The following is a 17,585-nucleotide window of genomic DNA, read 5'->3' as shown; positions in this document are numbered from 1 at the left end:
ACGCCCCCTAAATTAAATATCTTAGATAAATGTAAACCGTACAGATTATGATCGATAAAATCATTAATGGGAAAGAAATTAACAAGAATTTACCAAAAGTAATCGGATGACCTTCCTTCGCTGCTAGCCCGGCAACAATAACATTGGCACTTGCACCAATTAATGTTCCGTTTCCGCCAAGACATGCCCCTAATGATAGACTCCACCAAAGTGGTTCTAAATTATTTATTCCGAGTTCTCCCATATCTTTTATCATAGGAATCATTGTTGCAACAAATGGGATATTATCAATAAAGGCAGATGCGATTGCACTAACCCAGAGAATTAGAATCGATGTTGATGTAACATCCCCCCCGGTAAGGTGGACAGAGTAATCTGCTAATAACGAAATCACCCCTGTTTCAATTAATCCTGATACCAAAACAAATAGACCGATAAAGAAGAAAATGGTTGTCCATTCAACTTTTGAAAATGCTTTATCTAAATATTTTTCCCCTGTTAAGAGAAGAAGCAGAAAGGCACCCGCCAATGCAACGGTTGCGGATTCGATGTGTAGCAGCTGATGCAAGAAGAACCCCAAAATAGTTAGCGAAAGGGCAATTAATGATTTGATTAATAATTTTTTATCCGTTATTTCTTCCTTTTCATCTAAGTCCATTAGATTGGCCTTTAGTTCGTCTGTTGTTCTAAGCTGTTTCCGATAAATGACTGCTAATATTCCGATATTAACAAATAAGATAAAGAATGATATGGCTGTAAGATTATTAATAAATGCCATAAAGGTAAGTTCTTTCACGGCGCTACCAAGCATTATATTCGGAGGGTCACCAATCAGTGTCGATGTTCCTCCAATATTTGAAGCAATAATTTCAGTAATTAAAAAAGGTATCGGATTTACTCGTAATTGTCTAGTAATACTGAATGTAACAGGAACCATTAATAGAACCGTTGTCACATTATCTAAAAAGGCTGATCCTAATGCAGTGATGATTCCTAGCGCCAGCAAAATTTTTAATGGATCTCCTTTAACTTTTTTTGCAGCCCAAATTGCTATGTATTTGAACAGACCAGTCTCAGAAGTTATGGCAACGATAATCATCATACCAGTCAGCAATCCGAGTGTGTTAAAATCGATATGATGAAGTGCCTTTTCCTGCCCAACAATTCCTAGTAATACCATCATAATTCCGCCGGTCATGGCAATGATCGTGCGATGGATCTTTTCTGTGACAATAAATGCATAGGTAATTAAAAATACCCCAATTGCGATTAGTGCTTGAGTTGACATGTTGCGACCTCTTCTCCCAAATATTTTATCCACTTCTTTAGTGAAAAATGACAAAAAGGAGCCTGATTGACAGACTCCCCCTAATAAAAACACCATATATATATTCTACATTATTTTATAAAATTATACTTTGGATGTAAAGAAAATATTTTGACTATTAAAGCCCCAATTTTTTAATAAAATCTACCGTTTCCTGATGCTCAGGTTTAACTAACTTATATAGTCCTTTATCCTTCCTTACAAGAGAGTTTCCTGACTCATCAGCAATGGGTCTTGTTAAAGATGTCCCTTTTACTACCTTCCACGTACCATTGCTTTTTTGGATTCTGAGATCAATAATCCCAAGACGGCTTCCAAAAGCCCCTGCCATTACAACAGGCTTTCCATTTATTTGTCCCATTTTTATGTCGGTATGAGGAGAATTTTTAAAAAAAGGTCCTGGGAAGACACTATGTGAATGTCCAGCTAACACGGCATCAATTCCAGGGATTTTTGTTAAATAATAGACAGCATTTTCTGATTCAGCATTATATGGCTCGTAGCTGATTCCTGTATGGGCAAGGGCGACAATGATATCTGCTCCTTTAGACTTCATGATTGGTATAAATTCTTTCGCTGTATCAACAATCGGTTTTGCAGTAATCTTCCCTTCAAGATTCGCCTTATCCCATTTCATGATTTGTGTTGGCATAAATGAGATGACCCCAATCTTTAGTTCATGTTTTCTTCCTGTTTGGTCAACCACATTCCTTTTTAAAATAACAAAGGGGGTAAAATAGGGTTCATTCTTTTTAACAGAGAAAACATTTGCATTGATGACTGGCATTTTGGCACCCTTTATGGCGGCATTTAAGAAATCTAGTCCATAATTAAATTCGTGATTACCAATGGCAACCGCATCATAGTCCAAAAAATTAAAGGCACGATAAACTGGATGTATTTTTCCTTTATGAATTCCCCGAATTCTAGCTAAATACTCTCCAAGGGGATTTCCCTTAAGGTGGTCTCCATCATCAAACAATAAAGAATTTTGGACTTCATTCCTTGCAGTACGGATAAGTGTAGCTGTCTTTACAAGTCCAATTCGGTTGTCTGCTTTTGTTTGATAATAATCATAATTGATTAAAGACGCATGCAAATCTGTTGTTTCTAGGATACGTAAATCAACTACTCCTTGTTGATTTGGTGTACTCTCTGCAATAGACAAAAAGGAAGTTTGCGAAAGACATAAAAGAAAAAGGATAAGAAAAGTTTTTTTATGCAAATAGAATACCTCCTTAAGAATCTGACTTTAAAGGTATTCTTAGTATTCATATTTCTAATAGAATTATGACTCTTTTTGACAATCAAGTGAAATGTGACATGGGTCAAAGCGGTTTGAGCTATATTTACCATATAATATAATAAAATTGTGAAATATACACAAAGTGATTACGTTCACTTAGTTGAAAATCATTTTCAATTAAGATAGAAATATTAAGATCAACAAGGAGGAGTTATGAATGGAAAAGAATTCAGTTAAAGCATATATGGAATATAGTGAAGAAAAATTCACAAAAAGAATTATTTACAAAAAAGGTGAAACGACTGCTTTTGTATTGAACTTTTTACCAGGGCAACAACTGCCAACACATAAGCATCCAGGAACAGAAGTTTATATTTATGTCGTAGCAGGCAGTGGTACCATGATCATTGATGGGAAAGAATCAGGAGTATCAGAGGCAGATTTGATTCATGTCAATAGCGAAGAAGAAATGTCTTTTAATACTAGTGGAAAAGAGCCGGTAAGCTTATATGTGGTTTTAAGCAAAATTCCAAATGAACTTTATTCTAAGAACATATAAACTATGAAAAGCTAATTAACGTAAAAGCCAGCCAAATTACGCTGGCTTTTTACTTGATCTATGTAGTCTTTTATTTTTTTTGCCAAAAAACCACCAGTTCCAATCGCCAAGCAACTTCATCAAGGCTGGCACCAAGACCATTCTCACAATCGTCGCATCAATGAAAATTGCTATGGCAATTCCCACCCCTAATTGCTTAACAGGCATAACCCCAGTAAAAGCAAACGCACCAGTAACGACAATCATAATGGCAGCGGCTGAGGTAATAATTTTACTGGTATAAGTCAAACCAGAAATTGTAGCCTCACTATTATCTCCTGTTTTTAAATAGAATTCCTGTATTCTCGAGATGAGAAATACTTCGTAATCCATTGAAAGACCAAAAACAAGTGTAAAAACAAACACAGGTAAAATTAAGGCAATATCAACTGGTGTGATTCCTAAATGACCTTTCTGGAAAATCCAGACAACAATTCCGAAGGTGCAGCCCAGGCTTAACACATTCATTAGGATGGCTTTCAATGGAATAAGAATCGAGCGGAAAGCTGCCATTAATATTACAAACGTAGAAATGACAATCAATAAGAATCCGTAGGGAGCTTTTTGGAATATTTCTGAAAAAATTTCTTGCTCAAATTTTATGGGTCCGCCAAATGAAGCTTTTAAGCCTAAATCTTTATTAGACCAATCCGTTACCCATTGTCTTGCTTTAGAAGAATGTTCGCCTGTTTTTAAATACACCTCTATAAGCATTTTATTATCTCTAATATAGTAATCATAAATAGGAGCCATCTTTGCATTTTTTCCAATGGTGAGGACTTGATAAAGTTGGTCCACATCCTGTAATCCTGTGGCTGAAAATGGTGAGTTTATAGAATTTACGAGCCTCTCGTTATCAAGTTTTTTTATCACTTCACTTACTTTTTCAAGATTGCTGCCTTTTGTTTCTAGGACCATCGTCACTTTTTTCTCATCACGCTGTTCTTTTGCCACGAAGTGATCCTTAAATACTTCCAAGGCAGTTCGTGAAGGATAATTTGGCGGCAGAGATTCAGTACCAGGAATTGCTAAAACCATTTGTTTAAGAGGTATCAATCCTGCCAAAAGAATAACGAGGGCTGTAACTGTCATAAGAATAGGGCGCCTCATCACAATCTTAGCAAATCGGTACCATATACTTGTTTGCTCGTCTGCCAAGGGCAGTATACTTAATTTGTTGATCTTGGTTCCCAATATGGCAAGCAATGCAGGAAGAAAGGTTAATGCACAAACGGCAGAAATTAACACTACGGTCATCCCGCCTAGCGCAACATTTTGAAAGATATCAATTTTGATAAACCAAAGAGCCGATAAGCCAATAAAAACACAAAGGCCAGAAAAGATGATGGATCGTCCCGCGGTTGAAACTGTTATTTCAAGTGCAGACTGAATGGATTTGGTTTTTAGTTCTTCTTTATATCGATTGATAAACAATAAAGCAAAATCAATACTCAGTGCCAACCCGATCATTGGAACAATATTTAATATAAAAATGGTTAAATCAGCACCATAACTAAAAAAGTAATTGGTTCCCATTGTACATAATATCGAAACAACACCGATTACAATCGGGAGAGAGGCAGCAACAAGACCTCCGAACGCTAGGATAAGAACGATTAAGGCAATCGGCAAACCGATCATTTCCGCTTTTGCTAAATCTTCCTGACTCGCAGTATTTAGGTCTTGAACAATAATTGGTTCACCAGTCATTGTGACCTTTAAGCCCTTTTTATTTTCAAGTACATCTTTTAATTGGTTAATTTCTTTTCCAAGACTCTCCGCCTTCTTGTTAAAAGTAAGAACTCCATAGGCATAATTATCCTTTACCATCCCGTCCTGATCGAAAGGAAGAATCATTTGTTCACTGTCATGAATAGCCGTTATTTTTTCAAATATATCTTGAATGAACTTCCTGAAATTCTCGTCACTAACCGTTTTATCCTTTTCGAACACAAGGATGATGGAGGATTTAGAATGTCCAAATTCTTGTTCGAGGAGTTTACGTGTATGATTGTATTCGCCTTTATACTCAAAACCATTTCCGCTAAGAACTGAAGGTAATTTTAATGCAAAAAATCCTAATAACAGGATCACAAAAGTCCAAAATACGAGTACCCATTTACGTTTTTGGTATATATATCCGCCTAATTTCTGCAAAGTATCGCCTCCTCAAAAGGAATCATTTTCCTTATTTTATTATACAGAAGAACTGATGATTAGCGGATGCCTTTTTCATGCCTTTTTGTATTGTCAACAACTCAGATAAATATCTTAATAAATGTTCCCCATATTAGATGATGAAAATTCACCGTCCTAATAAAGCCAACTTTTAAATATATTGAAATTAAATTCAACATGGTGTTTACAAATGTAAATTATAAATGAAATCATTTGTTTTTTTTGTTACAATTAAGAAAATATTAAAACATAGGGTGATAGCAGTGGATCGTGAAAAATTAGCGAAAGTCATTGAAGCAGCAAAGTTATATTATCTATTGGATTATAATCAAAATGAAATTGCCAAGAAGCTCGGAGTTTCCCGCCCTACTGTATCCCGTCTGTTACAGCAGGCGAAAAGTGATGGTATTGTCCAAATCAATATTTTGGATCCTACAGAAGATGTTGAGAATCTTGCGATGCAGCTTGAACAAAAGTTCAATCTTAAAAAGGCGGTTGTCGCTTCGATTCCACAATATGAAGATCACATCATAAAGAATTATCTAGGTGAAAAAGCTGCCGTTTATCTTGATGAAATTGTCAAGGATGACGACATAATTGGGGTGACTTGGGGAACAACTTTATACCATGTTGCGGTTGAACTCAAGCAAAAATTTGTAAAAGGGGTAAAGGTTGTTCAATTAAAGGGCGGTGTTAGCCACGCTGAAACAAATACGTATGCATCGGAGATTTTATATCTTTTTGGCAAGGCCTTTCATACAACCCCCCATAACCTACCGCTTCCTGCAATTGTCGATCATGTCGTTGTAAAACAGGCAATGGAGGCTGATCGTCATATTCGAAAAATCCTCGAGCTAGGAAGTCAGGCCAATATTGCTCTCTTTACGATTGGTCCAATTAAAACCGACTCTTTATTATTTCAGTTAGGTTATTTTACAGAAAGTGACTTGAAGTCTCTTTATGGAAAGGCAGTCGGTGATATTTGCTCGCGTTTTTTTGATGAATCTGGAGAAGTATGCAACGAGAGCCTAAATGAAAGGACACTGGGAGTAAATCTTAATGAATTAAAGAAAAAGGACCATTCCATTCTTGTAGCCGGAGGTCCGAATAAAATTGAGGGAATTTATGGAGCATTAAAAGGCGGGTACGCCAATGTGCTCATAACGGATCAATATACAGCACAATTCTTGCTTGATAAGAATTAAAAAAAATTAATTTTTACATTTGTTCAAATATGCATTTACAAATGTTCAATGTGTTTGATATAGTTACATTGTGATAAGTGCCATTAAAATCTTTATATTAATATACAGGAAACAGGGAGGAAGATTGGTTATGACTCAAAATGTTGTTAGAATGATTGATCATACATTATTAAAAGCAGATGCAACAAAAGAAGAAATTGGAAAATTAGTTGAAGAAGCGAAAAAATATTTATTTGCATCGGTGTGTGTAAATCCTACTTGGGTAAATTTTGCAGCTAAAATGCTTGCAGATACCCCAGAAGTGAAAGTATGTACAGTCATTGGTTTCCCGCTTGGGGCCACTACATCAGAAACAAAAGCATTTGAAACAAAAAATGCCATTGAAAACGGTGCAAATGAGATAGATATGGTGATTAACGTCGCTGCGCTTAAAGATAAGCAGGATGATTTGGTTGAAAGAGATATCGCTGCAGTTGTGGGTGCTGCAAAGGGAAAAGCATTGGTAAAGGTAATCATCGAAACTTGCTTGTTAACAAAAGAAGAAAAAATAAGAGCATGTGAAATTTCTGTAAAAGCCGGGGCAGACTATGTAAAAACTTCTACTGGTTTTTCAACAGGTGGTGCAACAGTCGAGGATATTCGCTTAATGCGCCAAACAGTCGGACCTGAAATTGGCGTAAAGGCTTCTGGTGGGGTTCGCAGTCGTGAAGATGCAGTTGCAATGGTAGAAGCTGGAGCAACTCGCATTGGTGCAAGTTCTGGTGTTTCAATCAGTAAAGGTGAGCAATCCTTAAGCAATTACTAAAAATACTATTGTGAGGTTTATTTGATGAGAGACGTATTAATGGCATTAATTGCCGGATTAATAGTTGGTATGTTGTTTAAATTTTTAAAGCTTCCGTTACCTGCACCTCCAGTATTTTCGGCTGTCGTTGGGGTTTTCGGGGTGTACTTTGGCGGCGTGCTGCTTGAATGGATTACAAAAATAGTTCAGCATTAAATTTCCTTGGCGGAGCGTGAACATGATGGAAAAAAACAATCTTATAGTTGAAGCGAATAAAGCGAGAGAATTTGCCTATGCCCCCTATTCAAAATTCAAAGTTGGTGCAGCCCTATTATCAAAAGATGGTCAAGTTTATCATGGGTGTAACATTGAAAATGCAGCATACAGCATGACGAACTGCGCTGAACGAACGGCTTTGTTTAAGGCATACTCTGAGGGTGTCACACAATTTGATTCGCTCGTTGTTGTGGCGGATACTGAAGGACCAGTTTCACCTTGTGGGGCTTGCCGTCAGGTGATTTCAGAACTTTGTGATGCAGAAATGGAAGTAGTGCTAACAAATTTAAAGGGTGATATTTTAAAACTCAAAGTAAAAGACTTACTTCCAGGAGCATTTTCACCTAAAGATTTAAATAAATAAGTAAAAGAAGTTTATCCATTTGTGATAAACTTCTTTTTTTTGCTTTGGTCTGTAACAAGAATTGGCAGTTGCATTAATGTGCATAATATACATAGTAAAAATAAAGGATGATACCATGATTTATATCTATAATGATTTTGGTGGGACACATACAACTTCTTTAGCTGCAGCCTATCACTTAAAACATTTACCACAATCTGAACGGAAACTTACGAAAGAAGAAATATTAAATGTGAAATATTTTAATAAATTAACAAAAGCCGATTTTGGGAAAATTATTTTCCATGGGATCGATGAAGATGGACATTCTGTATACACTATCGGCCGGAAAAGGAACAAATATGTGGTTCCTGCATTAAAAGAAATGTGTTTATTGCTGCAAGAGAAATTTAAATTTGATGAGAAAATTGTCTTCTCCAATACTTCACCAACGGTGCCTTTTGCAATGTCCATGGGGGGATTTTTCTCTAGAGGTTTAAAAATTGATTTTATCGGTGTGCCGTTATTAGTTATTGGTGCAAAACAATGCTGTGATAATATATATAGGTTGGTTGAAAATACAAAAGAAATAGGGAGAATTACGTACGCAGAAAATATAATCGTACTGGAGAATGAAATGTATAAATAGGTGGGGAGTTAACATGAAGAAAAAAATAGGTTTTATTGGAGCTGGAAAAATGGCTCAGGCTATGATGGGGGGAATTGTAAATTCACAAATGATTCCAAAAGAAAACATCATGGCTAGTGCGAATACAGAAAAAACGATTGAAATAATTGAACGAACATACGGTATTATTACTTCATTAAATAATAGGGACGTTGCTAGGTTTGCTGACGTACTCATACTTGCTGTTAAACCTGATCTCTATGACACTGTCATAAAAGAAATAAAAAATGATATAAAGCAGTCTGTAATCATTGTAACGATTGCAGCCGGAATTACATTAATAGATATTGAACAGTCGTTTGGATTCCAAGTAAAGGTTGTTCGAACTATGCCTAATACACCTTCTGTGGTCGGAGAAGGAATGAGTGCAATTTGTGCAAATGAATATCTCTCCGAAAACGAGATAAATGAGATAGAGAGTGTGTTCCACTCCTTTAGTAAAACCGAACGTCTAGATGAAAAACTAATGGATGCCGTACCTGCAATCAGTGGTTCCTCACCAGCATATGTTTATATGCTAATAGAAGCTATGGCAGATGGAGGAGTAAGGCAGGGAATAGCTAGGGATCAGGCTTATCGACTAGCTGCTCAAGCCGTACTGGGTGCAGCAAAAATGGTTCTTGAGACTGGAAAACATCCTGGTGAACTTAAGGATAATGTATGTACCCCAGGCGGTGCAACGATTGAAGCAGTTGTTACCCTTGAGGAAAAGCAATTTAGAGGATCGATATTGGCAGCAATGGACAACTGCACAAATAAAGTAAAAAATCTTTTATAAAGCAGCACTCACGGGATCCAATTTGATGGATCCCTTTTTTCTACTTTCAAAATTGGGGAAATTCGACAAAAATTATTATTTTTCGACACTTTCTGTATTTTACGCGTGACACACGGTTTTATTAATAATAAACTTTAGATACATTCAAACTGTTAGAAAAAAAAGGAATAGTAAAAGCAAAGAATCAAATACTGAGAAGGTCTGTTCATCATAAGTGAATGATTTTCAATCAGGGAGTAGAGCGTTTATGGGCTTAATTAATGAAATTACGAAAAAAACCTTGTTCATTTCGGTTATTGATGACGATGCGATTATTCGAACAATACTAATGAGAATACTTAAGGTAATGGATTTTAATCATTACGAACTGAACCTTGAAGCATTTGAAAATGGTCTACAATTTTTTGAATCCAAGCGCTTAGCGGAAAAAGGAGATCATTTTTTAATACTAGATGGTGTCATGCCTGTCATGGATGGAATCGAAATCCTCCAGAAAGTAAAAAAAATAGAAAATAGAAGAAATATTCATGTCCTTATGTTGACAGGGAGAAAAAGTGAAACGGACATTGAACGTGCATTAAAGCTTGGAGCAGATGATTATATGACCAAACCTTTTAGTATTAAAGAACTTCAATCTAGGATAGAACGGTTAATCAAAGGGATGAAATAGAATGCTGAGAAATGAGTTATTTTTCCTAACAATTCTAACGATAACCATTTTAGGGTTATTAATGGTTTTACTAATATACTTAACGATAAGAAAAGCAATAGATATTAAAAACAGAAAGGCGATTGAACAATATATAGAAAATTATCAATCCATCCTTTTTACGATGCTTATGGAGGGAGGATATTCTAGGGGAATGAATCCTAAATCAGTTCTTGAACGGAAAGCCACCGAAAAACTTCTAAGCATGTATAGTAAAGTTTTAGAGGGCGAGGATGAAAAGAAACGTTTATCAGAATTAGCATCCATGTATTTAGCAGAGTATTATCATAGGCAGCTTAAAAGCAAAAAGTGGAGTCACCGGATGAACACCCTCTATCATATTGAGGATTTCAAACTAAGCCTACTTATCGATGATATACATAAGCTATCCCAGAAAAAACGAATTTCCCATGAAGAACTTATTCATACCTTGAGAATCCTAGCTTTATTCCAATATGAAAGTTTATTTGAAATGCTGACAATCCACTACAATTCTTTATCTGAATTCGAGTATCGTAATATCTTAATACGCCTCGAACAACAACAATTTGAACAGTTTATTCTACATTTTCATAAAAGCAGCCCACCATTACAAAAAGCAATTCTTGATGTAATTTCGATGAAAAAAGAGATTAATTATCTATCTTTTCTTGAAAATATTTTTTCTACCTATAAAGGGGAAATCAAGCTGAGAGCCTTAAAGGCATTATCGGAAATTGGTTATGTAAAAAATTCAGATCCCTATTTAGAACTTCTATATTCCACCAAGTGGGAAGAAAGAATGGTAGCCGCTAAACTTGTGGGTTCATTAAAAGAAGTAAAAGGTATATCGAGATTGATTGAACTTTTACATGATCAAACATGGTGGGTTCGATCGCAGGCCGGCCAAGCAATCTGTCAATTTCCAAATGGGCACGAGATTTTGCGGGAAGTATTTGAAACATCAAAGGATGCATTTGCCAAGGACATGGCCTGGGAATGGCTTCATAAAGGGGTATAAATAATGATAATTTTGCAATGGGGAGATGTTGTAACTGTTTTTGCTTGGTTTATAGCAGTTTATATGGTAGTTGTCATTTCTTTCTACTCCGTTATTTTGGTTATTTCCTTTTTTCAGCTTCGGAAGGAATACCAACTAGACAGAGTTCAAGCTTATGAAGACTACTCGGATGAATTTTATACCAAACCTGTTTCAATTATCGTACCTGCTTATAATGAAGAAGCAGGTATTGTACAGAGTGTGCGCTCATTATTAAGTGTTAATTATCCTACATTTGAAGTGGTTGTGGTAAACGATGGGTCAACTGACCATACACTTGAAAAAGTGATTGAACACTATGGTATGAAGGAAATAAAAAAAGTGGTTAGAAAACAGGTGGAAACAAAACCAATTGGCAGGATTTATCAGTCAGACGTTTTATCAAATTTGTTTCTTATTGACAAGGAAAACGGGGGAAAAGCGGATGCGCTTAATGTCGGTCTTAACTTTTCCCATTACCCTTATTTTTGCTCTTTAGATGGCGACTCAGTTCTTGAGCCAGATGCCTTTTTAAAGGTGATGAAGCCTATAATAGATTCAAATGAAGAAGTTGTTGCCTCAGGTGGGAGTGTTCGAATCGCTAATGGCTGCCAAATCATTAACGGACATATTCAAAAAATCGGGTTATCCAATAAACCATTGGTCGTAATGCAAATCATCGAATATTTACGAGCTTTTTTGATGGGGAGAATTGGCTTAAGCCGTCACAATCTTTTATTAATCATTTCTGGGGCGTTTGGTGTTTTTTCCAAGCACTGGGTGATTGCTGCAGGTGGTTATAAAACAGATACGGTTGGGGAAGATATGGAATTAGTCGTGAGAATCCATAGACTCTTAAAAGAAAAGAATACAAAGAAAAAGATTGTGTATGTTCCTGACCCTGTTTGTTGGACTGAGGTTCCTGAAGACATTACATTCTTACGCAGGCAGAGGAGACGCTGGCATAGAGGACTGTTTGAAAGTTTATGGACTCATAGAAAGATAACATTTAATCCAAAATACGGATCGATTGGTCTTATATCTTTTCCATACTTCTGGATTGTTGAGTTTTTGGGTCCAGTTATTGAATTATTAGGATATCTTTTTATGATCCTTTGTTTATTTTTGGGCGGGATCTATGTTGAATTTTCTATTTTGTTGTTTCTTCTTTCCTGTTTATATGGGTCTATTTTTTCAATGACCGCTGTTCTTTTAGAAGAATGGAGCTTAACAAGGTATCCAAAAATAACAGATATCATCAAGCTATTTTTATACTCTTTAACTGAAACTATATGGTACAGGCCTATGACTGTACTCTGGCGATGTGAGGGAATATGGCAAATGATAATCGGGGATAGAAGTTGGGGAGAAATGAAGAGAAAAGGTGTTTCCGAATGAAAAATCCCATCAATTTAATCATTTATACAATTCTTTTTTTTATTATTTTGACATGCCCTTTTTGGTTATGGCAAATTCAGCCTGTGAAAAAATTAAACGTGTTAATTGTCGACAAGACTGTGCCAAATCCTTCCTACAGAGAACATAAGGGGCTTGTTTGGATATTAAACAATGCTAAATATTATAAAAATGGACAAAGACCTTATTCGGTGATCGATGACTATAAGGGGTTTGAACCAAAAGAAGGACAGAAATATACGATTGCCCCCCTGCCTAAGGACTTAAAAAAATATGATGTTGTCTATTTAACAGACCAATACGGGGTTTATAAAGAAGAGTTTTTCGGACAGAATCTGTCGGGAAAAAGGTCCGCAAAAATATACGGCGGACTTAAATCAAGCGAAGTCAATCTAATTGAAAAAGCACTTATCCAGTCAAAAGGAAAAACATTAATAGCTGAATTTAATACCTTTGCGAGCCCTACATCAGAAACCGCCAAAGCTGAGATTTCTAATTTACTAAATGTAGAATGGTCTGGCTGGATTGGACGATTTTTTTCGGACCTTAAAAGTACGGAAGTACCTGAATGGGTAAAGGAGAATTATGAGAAACAAAATAAGAAATGGTCCTTTACTGGTGAGGGATTCGTTTTTGTCAGTAAAAATAATCATGTAGTTGTAATAGGGAAAAAGGATGTTAATGATGAGGGGCTTCTATTTCAATTAACAGATAAAGGAATGAAACATTTTACACGCGATATTCATGGGAAGTATACCTATTGGTTCGATATTATTGATGCTAAAGATAAAGATGAAATATTAGCAGCTTATCAGCTGCCAATATCAAAGCAAGCAAAGGAAACGCTTAAAGAATATGGGATCCCAACCCATTTTCCTGCAGTTATTTATCACGAAAATGCTAAGTATTCCTCCTATTATTTCTCAGGAGATTATGCAGACGAATCAGAAGTTCCTGAAATTTACCAAACAAAGGGCTTGGATACATGGAAAAGGAATGTTGGAGCAAACGAGTCTTTTTATTGGGAATCATACGTTCCAATGATGAAGGACATCTTAGAAAATGGCTTGCACCACATAGCGAATCAAGAAAAAGTAGAAGTGACAGACCATGATGGAATAAAGTCAAATAGCCAAACAGGAGATTCCTATATACAGGTTCAAAAGAATGGAAAATGGGAGAATCTTTTAATCAAGGGCGTAAACATGGGGATTGGAAAGCCAGGATATTTTCCTGGGGAGACGGCAATTACCAAGGAAGAATACTTCCGATGGTTTAAAGAAATTGGCGCAATGAATGCCAATGCCATCAGAATTTATACGCTTCACCCGCCACAATTTTATGAAGCCTTTTATGAATATAACCAAATTGCTAAAAAGCCGCTCTTTCTATTTCATGGTACATGGGTTAATGAGGAAAATCTCATCCAAACCCAAGACGCCTTTGCCAAAGTTAATCTAGAGGATGCGAAGCTGGAAATTAAAAATATGATTGATATTATCCATGGAAAGGCTAAGCTTCCTGAGCGGTCTGGTCATGCTTCTGGTGTTTATAAATATGACATTTCAAAATATGTCCTCGGAATAATTGTCGGCACAGAATGGGATCCTGCGATGGTTATGAACACAAATGAAAAGCATTCAGCTATCGGTCAATTTTCAGGGGATTACTTTAAAACGGAAAGAGCAAATCCCTTTGAAGTATGGCTGGCTGGTTTAATGGACTATGCCGCTGATTATGAAGCCGATAAATTCATGTGGCAGCATTCGATGAGTTTTACTAACTGGTTAACTACAGATATGTTAAAGCATCCTGCGGAACCGCTTGAGAATGAGGACATGGTATCGGTTAATCCCAATCATATTAAAGCATCCAAGTTGTTTTCTTCAGGTTTATTTGCATCCTACCATGTATACCCATACTATCCTGACTTTCTAAACTTTGAAGAGTCGTACCTTAACTATGTTGATAATACTGGGAAGAAAAACAATTATGCCGGCTATCTGAATGAACTGCGTGCTGCCCATCAAATGCCAGTACTTGTAGCTGAATTTGGTGTGCCAGCTTCTAGAGGCTTAACCCATAAGAACGCTTATGGGATGAACCAAGGGTTTCATTCGGAAGAGGAACAAGGGAATATTAATAAGTATTTATATCAATCGATTGTTTCAGAAGGATATATGGGTGGGCTTGTCTTCGCCTGGCAGGATGAATGGTTTAAACGAACATGGAACACTATGGATTTTGATAACCCAGACCGAAGGCCATACTGGAATAACATGCAAACAAATGAACAGCATTTTGGTTTAAAAGGTTTTGAACCAGTAAAAAAGGAACAAGAAATCATTGTTGACGGTGTCTCTAAGGATTGGGACTTAGCTGGAGTTAGGAATAGTTATCTTACAAAAGATAAGAAAGACACTTTAAAGGAAGTTCGGTTTTCTTCGGATAATGGGTATTTGTATTTTCTTCTAAAATATATTCGTCCCGTTGATTTTAGTAACCAAGGAACTTTCCTATTACTCGATACCATCAATAAGCAAGGGCAAACTAATATACCATTAGCAGGTAAGAGTTTTATAAAAACAGACTATGGAATTGATTTTTTAATAAAACTTACAGGAACTAATAATTCCAGAATCATGGTTGATAGCTATTATGATACATACTATTATCAGTATGCTCATCTGTTGAAGTTGATTGACGAGCAATCATATGTAAGCAAGAAGAATAATGGAGTGTTTCATCCCATTAGACTTGCCCTTAATAAGGAATTAACGATACCTACAACAAAGACAATCATTCCTTTTGAGGGATACGAAACTGGAAAACTGAAGTTTGGGAATGCCAATCCCAAAAATAAAGAATTCGACTCGTTAACCGATGTAAGTATTAGTAAGGATAAGAAGGTTATCGAAGGAAGGATTCCATGGCAGCTATTAAATGTGAAAGACCCTAGTTTAAGAGAAGTAATGGGAAATGTGTGGGAAAGTGGCTTGGCAAGCAGCATTGAAACAAGCGGAATTAGGATGGCTATTGTGACAACAGAGAATGGGAAGGTCCAGCAGACATTCCCTAATATAACTAATAATCAGCTGCATCAAACCGATTCATTTTTCTACAGTTGGAAAAAGTGGGAGGAGCCAGCCTTTCATGAACGGTTGAAAAAATCTTATGGAATCATGAAAGAGGCCTTTCGAACGACGGAAATTAAGGATGGTAAGAATAAAAATTAAAACGCTGGCTCAGAACCAGCGTTTCTTTTAAATCTTTTTTTCTCAATAGTAAGGAAAATGCTCATTATTATTACCACTAACAGTTAAGGTAGTCATAAAGCCGACACATATGATCGTAAGAAGGGAATAAAAAAAATTTTCTAAACCGACTATTTGAATGCCGCTCGTTATGACTAGACCATCGATTAAGAATATAATGATACCTACATTTATTGAAGTAAATTTGGTTAGAATCTGTGCGAGTAAATCAGTCCCACCCGTACTTGTTTCATAACGAAGCATAAGACCGATGCCAATGCCGACAAGTAATCCACCAATTATTGTACTTGGTAATATACCCAATTGTATTTTACCGTTCATAAATGAAAGAAAATCAATACAAAACGAAGAAATGATAAGTCCGTGGAGGCTATAGTAGAAGTATCGTCGCTCAAAAAACCAGGCTAAGACATATAAAGGTAGACTTAAAAGGATAATACTTAGACCAGTCGGCCATCCGTAAAAATAATGAATGAGTAGCCCTAAGCCGATTACCCCTCCGTCTAGCAAGTGATAGGGAACTAAAAATCCATTTACCCCAAGACTCAATAGCAAACTCCCAAGCAGCATAGCTGCAATTTTTTCCTTCACAATCTCACCTCAAAACTTGTCCTCTAACATAAAAATATGAAAGTTCGAGGCATTTAGAAGTGGTATCACCAAAAAAAATGACTATTATAAAGGATTAAAAAAATAACCAGGAGAAAAAATTCCTGGTTATTTTTTTAAAAGAAGATATTCAGAATAAAATAAATGATACCTGCTAACAAGGAAGTTATTGGTAATGTAATGACCCAGGTAATTAACATCCGCTGAGCAGTACCCCATTTTACTCCTTTAAGACGATGCGAAGCACCTACACCAAGTATCCCTGAAGAGATGACGTGTGTAGTACTGACAGGTAAGTGGATGTAGGTGGCCCCGAAAATGATCGCTGCACCGGTTAAATCCGCTGCAACACCATTAATCGGACGGATCTTCATAATTTTCCCGCCCACTGTTTTAATGATCTTCCATCCGCCAATCGAGGTACCAAGTCCCATTGCAATCGCACAAGAGAGCTGTACCCAAAAAGGAACCTCATCAGTATGCAGATAACCATTAGCTAACAGAGCCATGGTGATAATCCCCATGGATTTTTGTGCATCATTTGTTCCGTGTGAATAGGATTGTAATGCCGCAGTAGCAATCTGGATAAAACGAAAGTTTCGGTTTGTCTTTGTTAAATTGAAGTTCTTAAACACGACTTTAAAAATGCTGTAAACAATATACCCAACTGTGAAAGCTAAGATCGGTGATAGGACTAATGCTTCAAGGATTTTTATAAAACCTTCTGCTTTTATTACGTCAAATCCTTTGGCAGCAATAGCCGCACCAGCAATAGAACCAATAATTGCATGGGAAGAGCTGCTTGGAATACCGTAATACCATGTGAGTAAGTTCCAAATAATAGCCGATAGCAGCGCCGCAAAAATAACAATTGATCCGGTATGACCACCAGTTAGTGAGAATGGATCAACAATATCCTTAGATATGGTTTTGGCTACACCTGTGAATGTCAAAGCACCAACAAAATTCATTACGGCTGCCAGCAAAATTGCTTGGCGTGGCTTTAGGGCTTTTGTTGATACAGAGGTAGCGATTGCATTTGCAGTATCATGGAATCCATTTATAAAGTCAAATGCAAGGGCACCAATTACAATTAAAATCGTTAGAATTAATACAACGCTCATATTTTTGCTCC

The 17,585-nt window shown here is 36.4% G+C and carries 16 protein-coding genes; 11 read left to right on the top strand and 5 right to left on the bottom strand.

Going from position 1 to position 17,585, the window contains the following annotated elements; translation table 11 throughout:
- Positions 1-7: 7 nt before the first annotated feature.
- Complete coding sequence (locus tag J7E77_RS07375; protein WP_214713302.1) at positions 8-1,288, bottom strand: ArsB/NhaD family transporter; 1,281 nt, start codon at positions 1,286-1,288, stop codon at positions 8-10.
- Between the two features lie 157 nt (positions 1,289-1,445).
- A complete protein-coding gene (locus J7E77_RS07370; RefSeq protein ID WP_214713301.1) occupies positions 1,446-2,552 on the bottom strand; it encodes a metallophosphoesterase in 1,107 nt (368 codons plus the stop codon).
- A gap of 238 nt (positions 2,553-2,790) precedes the next feature.
- Here J7E77_RS07370 and J7E77_RS07365 point away from each other — a divergent pair, with 238 nt between their 5' ends.
- Positions 2,791-3,132 (top strand): cupin domain-containing protein, encoded by a 342-nt coding sequence (locus J7E77_RS07365; protein ID WP_214713300.1) that lies wholly within the window; start codon positions 2,791-2,793, stop codon positions 3,130-3,132.
- Positions 3,133-3,168: 36 nt separating this feature from the next.
- Here J7E77_RS07365 and J7E77_RS07360 read toward each other — a convergent pair whose 3' ends face one another.
- Positions 3,169-5,328 (bottom strand): MMPL family transporter, encoded by a 2,160-nt coding sequence (locus J7E77_RS07360; protein ID WP_214713299.1) that lies wholly within the window; start codon positions 5,326-5,328, stop codon positions 3,169-3,171.
- Positions 5,329-5,612: 284 nt separating this feature from the next.
- On the opposite strand from J7E77_RS07360, the gene J7E77_RS07355 reads away from it, so the two are divergent.
- The 10 genes from J7E77_RS07355 (at position 5,613) to J7E77_RS07310 (ending at position 15,802) form a co-directional block, all read left to right on the top strand.
- Positions 5,613-6,554 carry a DNA-binding transcriptional repressor DeoR gene (locus J7E77_RS07355; RefSeq protein ID WP_214713298.1) on the top strand — a complete coding sequence of 314 codons (942 nt, stop codon included), beginning with the start codon at positions 5,613-5,615 and terminating at the stop codon, positions 6,552-6,554.
- A gap of 130 nt (positions 6,555-6,684) precedes the next feature.
- Positions 6,685-7,359: a deoxyribose-phosphate aldolase gene (gene deoC, locus J7E77_RS07350; RefSeq protein ID WP_214713297.1), complete on the top strand. Its 675-nt coding sequence runs from the start codon at positions 6,685-6,687 to the stop codon at positions 7,357-7,359.
- 24 nt (positions 7,360-7,383) lie between these two features.
- The gene (locus J7E77_RS07345) at positions 7,384-7,554 is read left to right on the top strand and encodes a DUF1427 family protein (protein WP_214713296.1); all 171 of its coding nucleotides are present in this window, start codon (positions 7,384-7,386) and stop codon (positions 7,552-7,554) included.
- 25 nt (positions 7,555-7,579) lie between these two features.
- Positions 7,580-7,978: a cytidine deaminase gene (locus J7E77_RS07340; RefSeq protein ID WP_214713371.1), complete on the top strand. Its 399-nt coding sequence runs from the start codon at positions 7,580-7,582 to the stop codon at positions 7,976-7,978.
- A gap of 115 nt (positions 7,979-8,093) precedes the next feature.
- Positions 8,094-8,606 (top strand): DUF3189 family protein, encoded by a 513-nt coding sequence (locus J7E77_RS07335; protein ID WP_214713295.1) that lies wholly within the window; start codon positions 8,094-8,096, stop codon positions 8,604-8,606.
- Between the two features lie 13 nt (positions 8,607-8,619).
- Positions 8,620-9,423 (top strand): pyrroline-5-carboxylate reductase, encoded by an 804-nt coding sequence (proC, locus tag J7E77_RS07330; RefSeq protein ID WP_214713294.1) that lies wholly within the window; start codon positions 8,620-8,622, stop codon positions 9,421-9,423.
- A 247-nt stretch (positions 9,424-9,670) separates the two neighbouring features.
- Complete coding sequence (locus J7E77_RS07325) at positions 9,671-10,093, top strand: response regulator (RefSeq protein WP_214713293.1); 423 nt, start codon at positions 9,671-9,673, stop codon at positions 10,091-10,093.
- Position 10,094: 1 nt separating this feature from the next.
- Complete coding sequence (locus J7E77_RS07320; RefSeq protein WP_214713292.1) at positions 10,095-11,132, top strand: HEAT repeat domain-containing protein; 1,038 nt, start codon at positions 10,095-10,097, stop codon at positions 11,130-11,132.
- A gap of 3 nt (positions 11,133-11,135) precedes the next feature.
- Positions 11,136-12,548 carry a glycosyltransferase family 2 protein gene (locus J7E77_RS07315; protein ID WP_214713291.1) on the top strand — a complete coding sequence of 471 codons (1,413 nt, stop codon included), beginning with the start codon at positions 11,136-11,138 and terminating at the stop codon, positions 12,546-12,548.
- On the top strand, positions 12,545-15,802 hold the full coding sequence (locus tag J7E77_RS07310; protein ID WP_214713290.1) for a hypothetical protein: 3,258 nt from the start codon (positions 12,545-12,547) through the stop codon (positions 15,800-15,802). Before J7E77_RS07315 ends, J7E77_RS07310 begins: the two co-directional genes overlap by 4 nt.
- A 42-nt stretch (positions 15,803-15,844) precedes the next feature.
- On the opposite strand, the gene J7E77_RS07305 is transcribed toward J7E77_RS07310, so the two are convergent.
- The gene (locus J7E77_RS07305) at positions 15,845-16,432 is read right to left on the bottom strand and encodes a YitT family protein (protein ID WP_214713289.1); all 588 of its coding nucleotides are present in this window, start codon (positions 16,430-16,432) and stop codon (positions 15,845-15,847) included.
- Between the two features lie 134 nt (positions 16,433-16,566).
- Positions 16,567-17,574: an inorganic phosphate transporter gene (locus J7E77_RS07300; protein ID WP_214713288.1), complete on the bottom strand. Its 1,008-nt coding sequence runs from the start codon at positions 17,572-17,574 to the stop codon at positions 16,567-16,569.
- Positions 17,575-17,585 lie beyond the last annotated feature (11 nt).

This window comes from Bacillus sp. ISL-77, assembly GCF_018613105.1.
The sequence above is the reverse complement of the archived record's forward strand: the minus strand, read 5'-3'. Positions and strand labels throughout refer to the sequence as shown.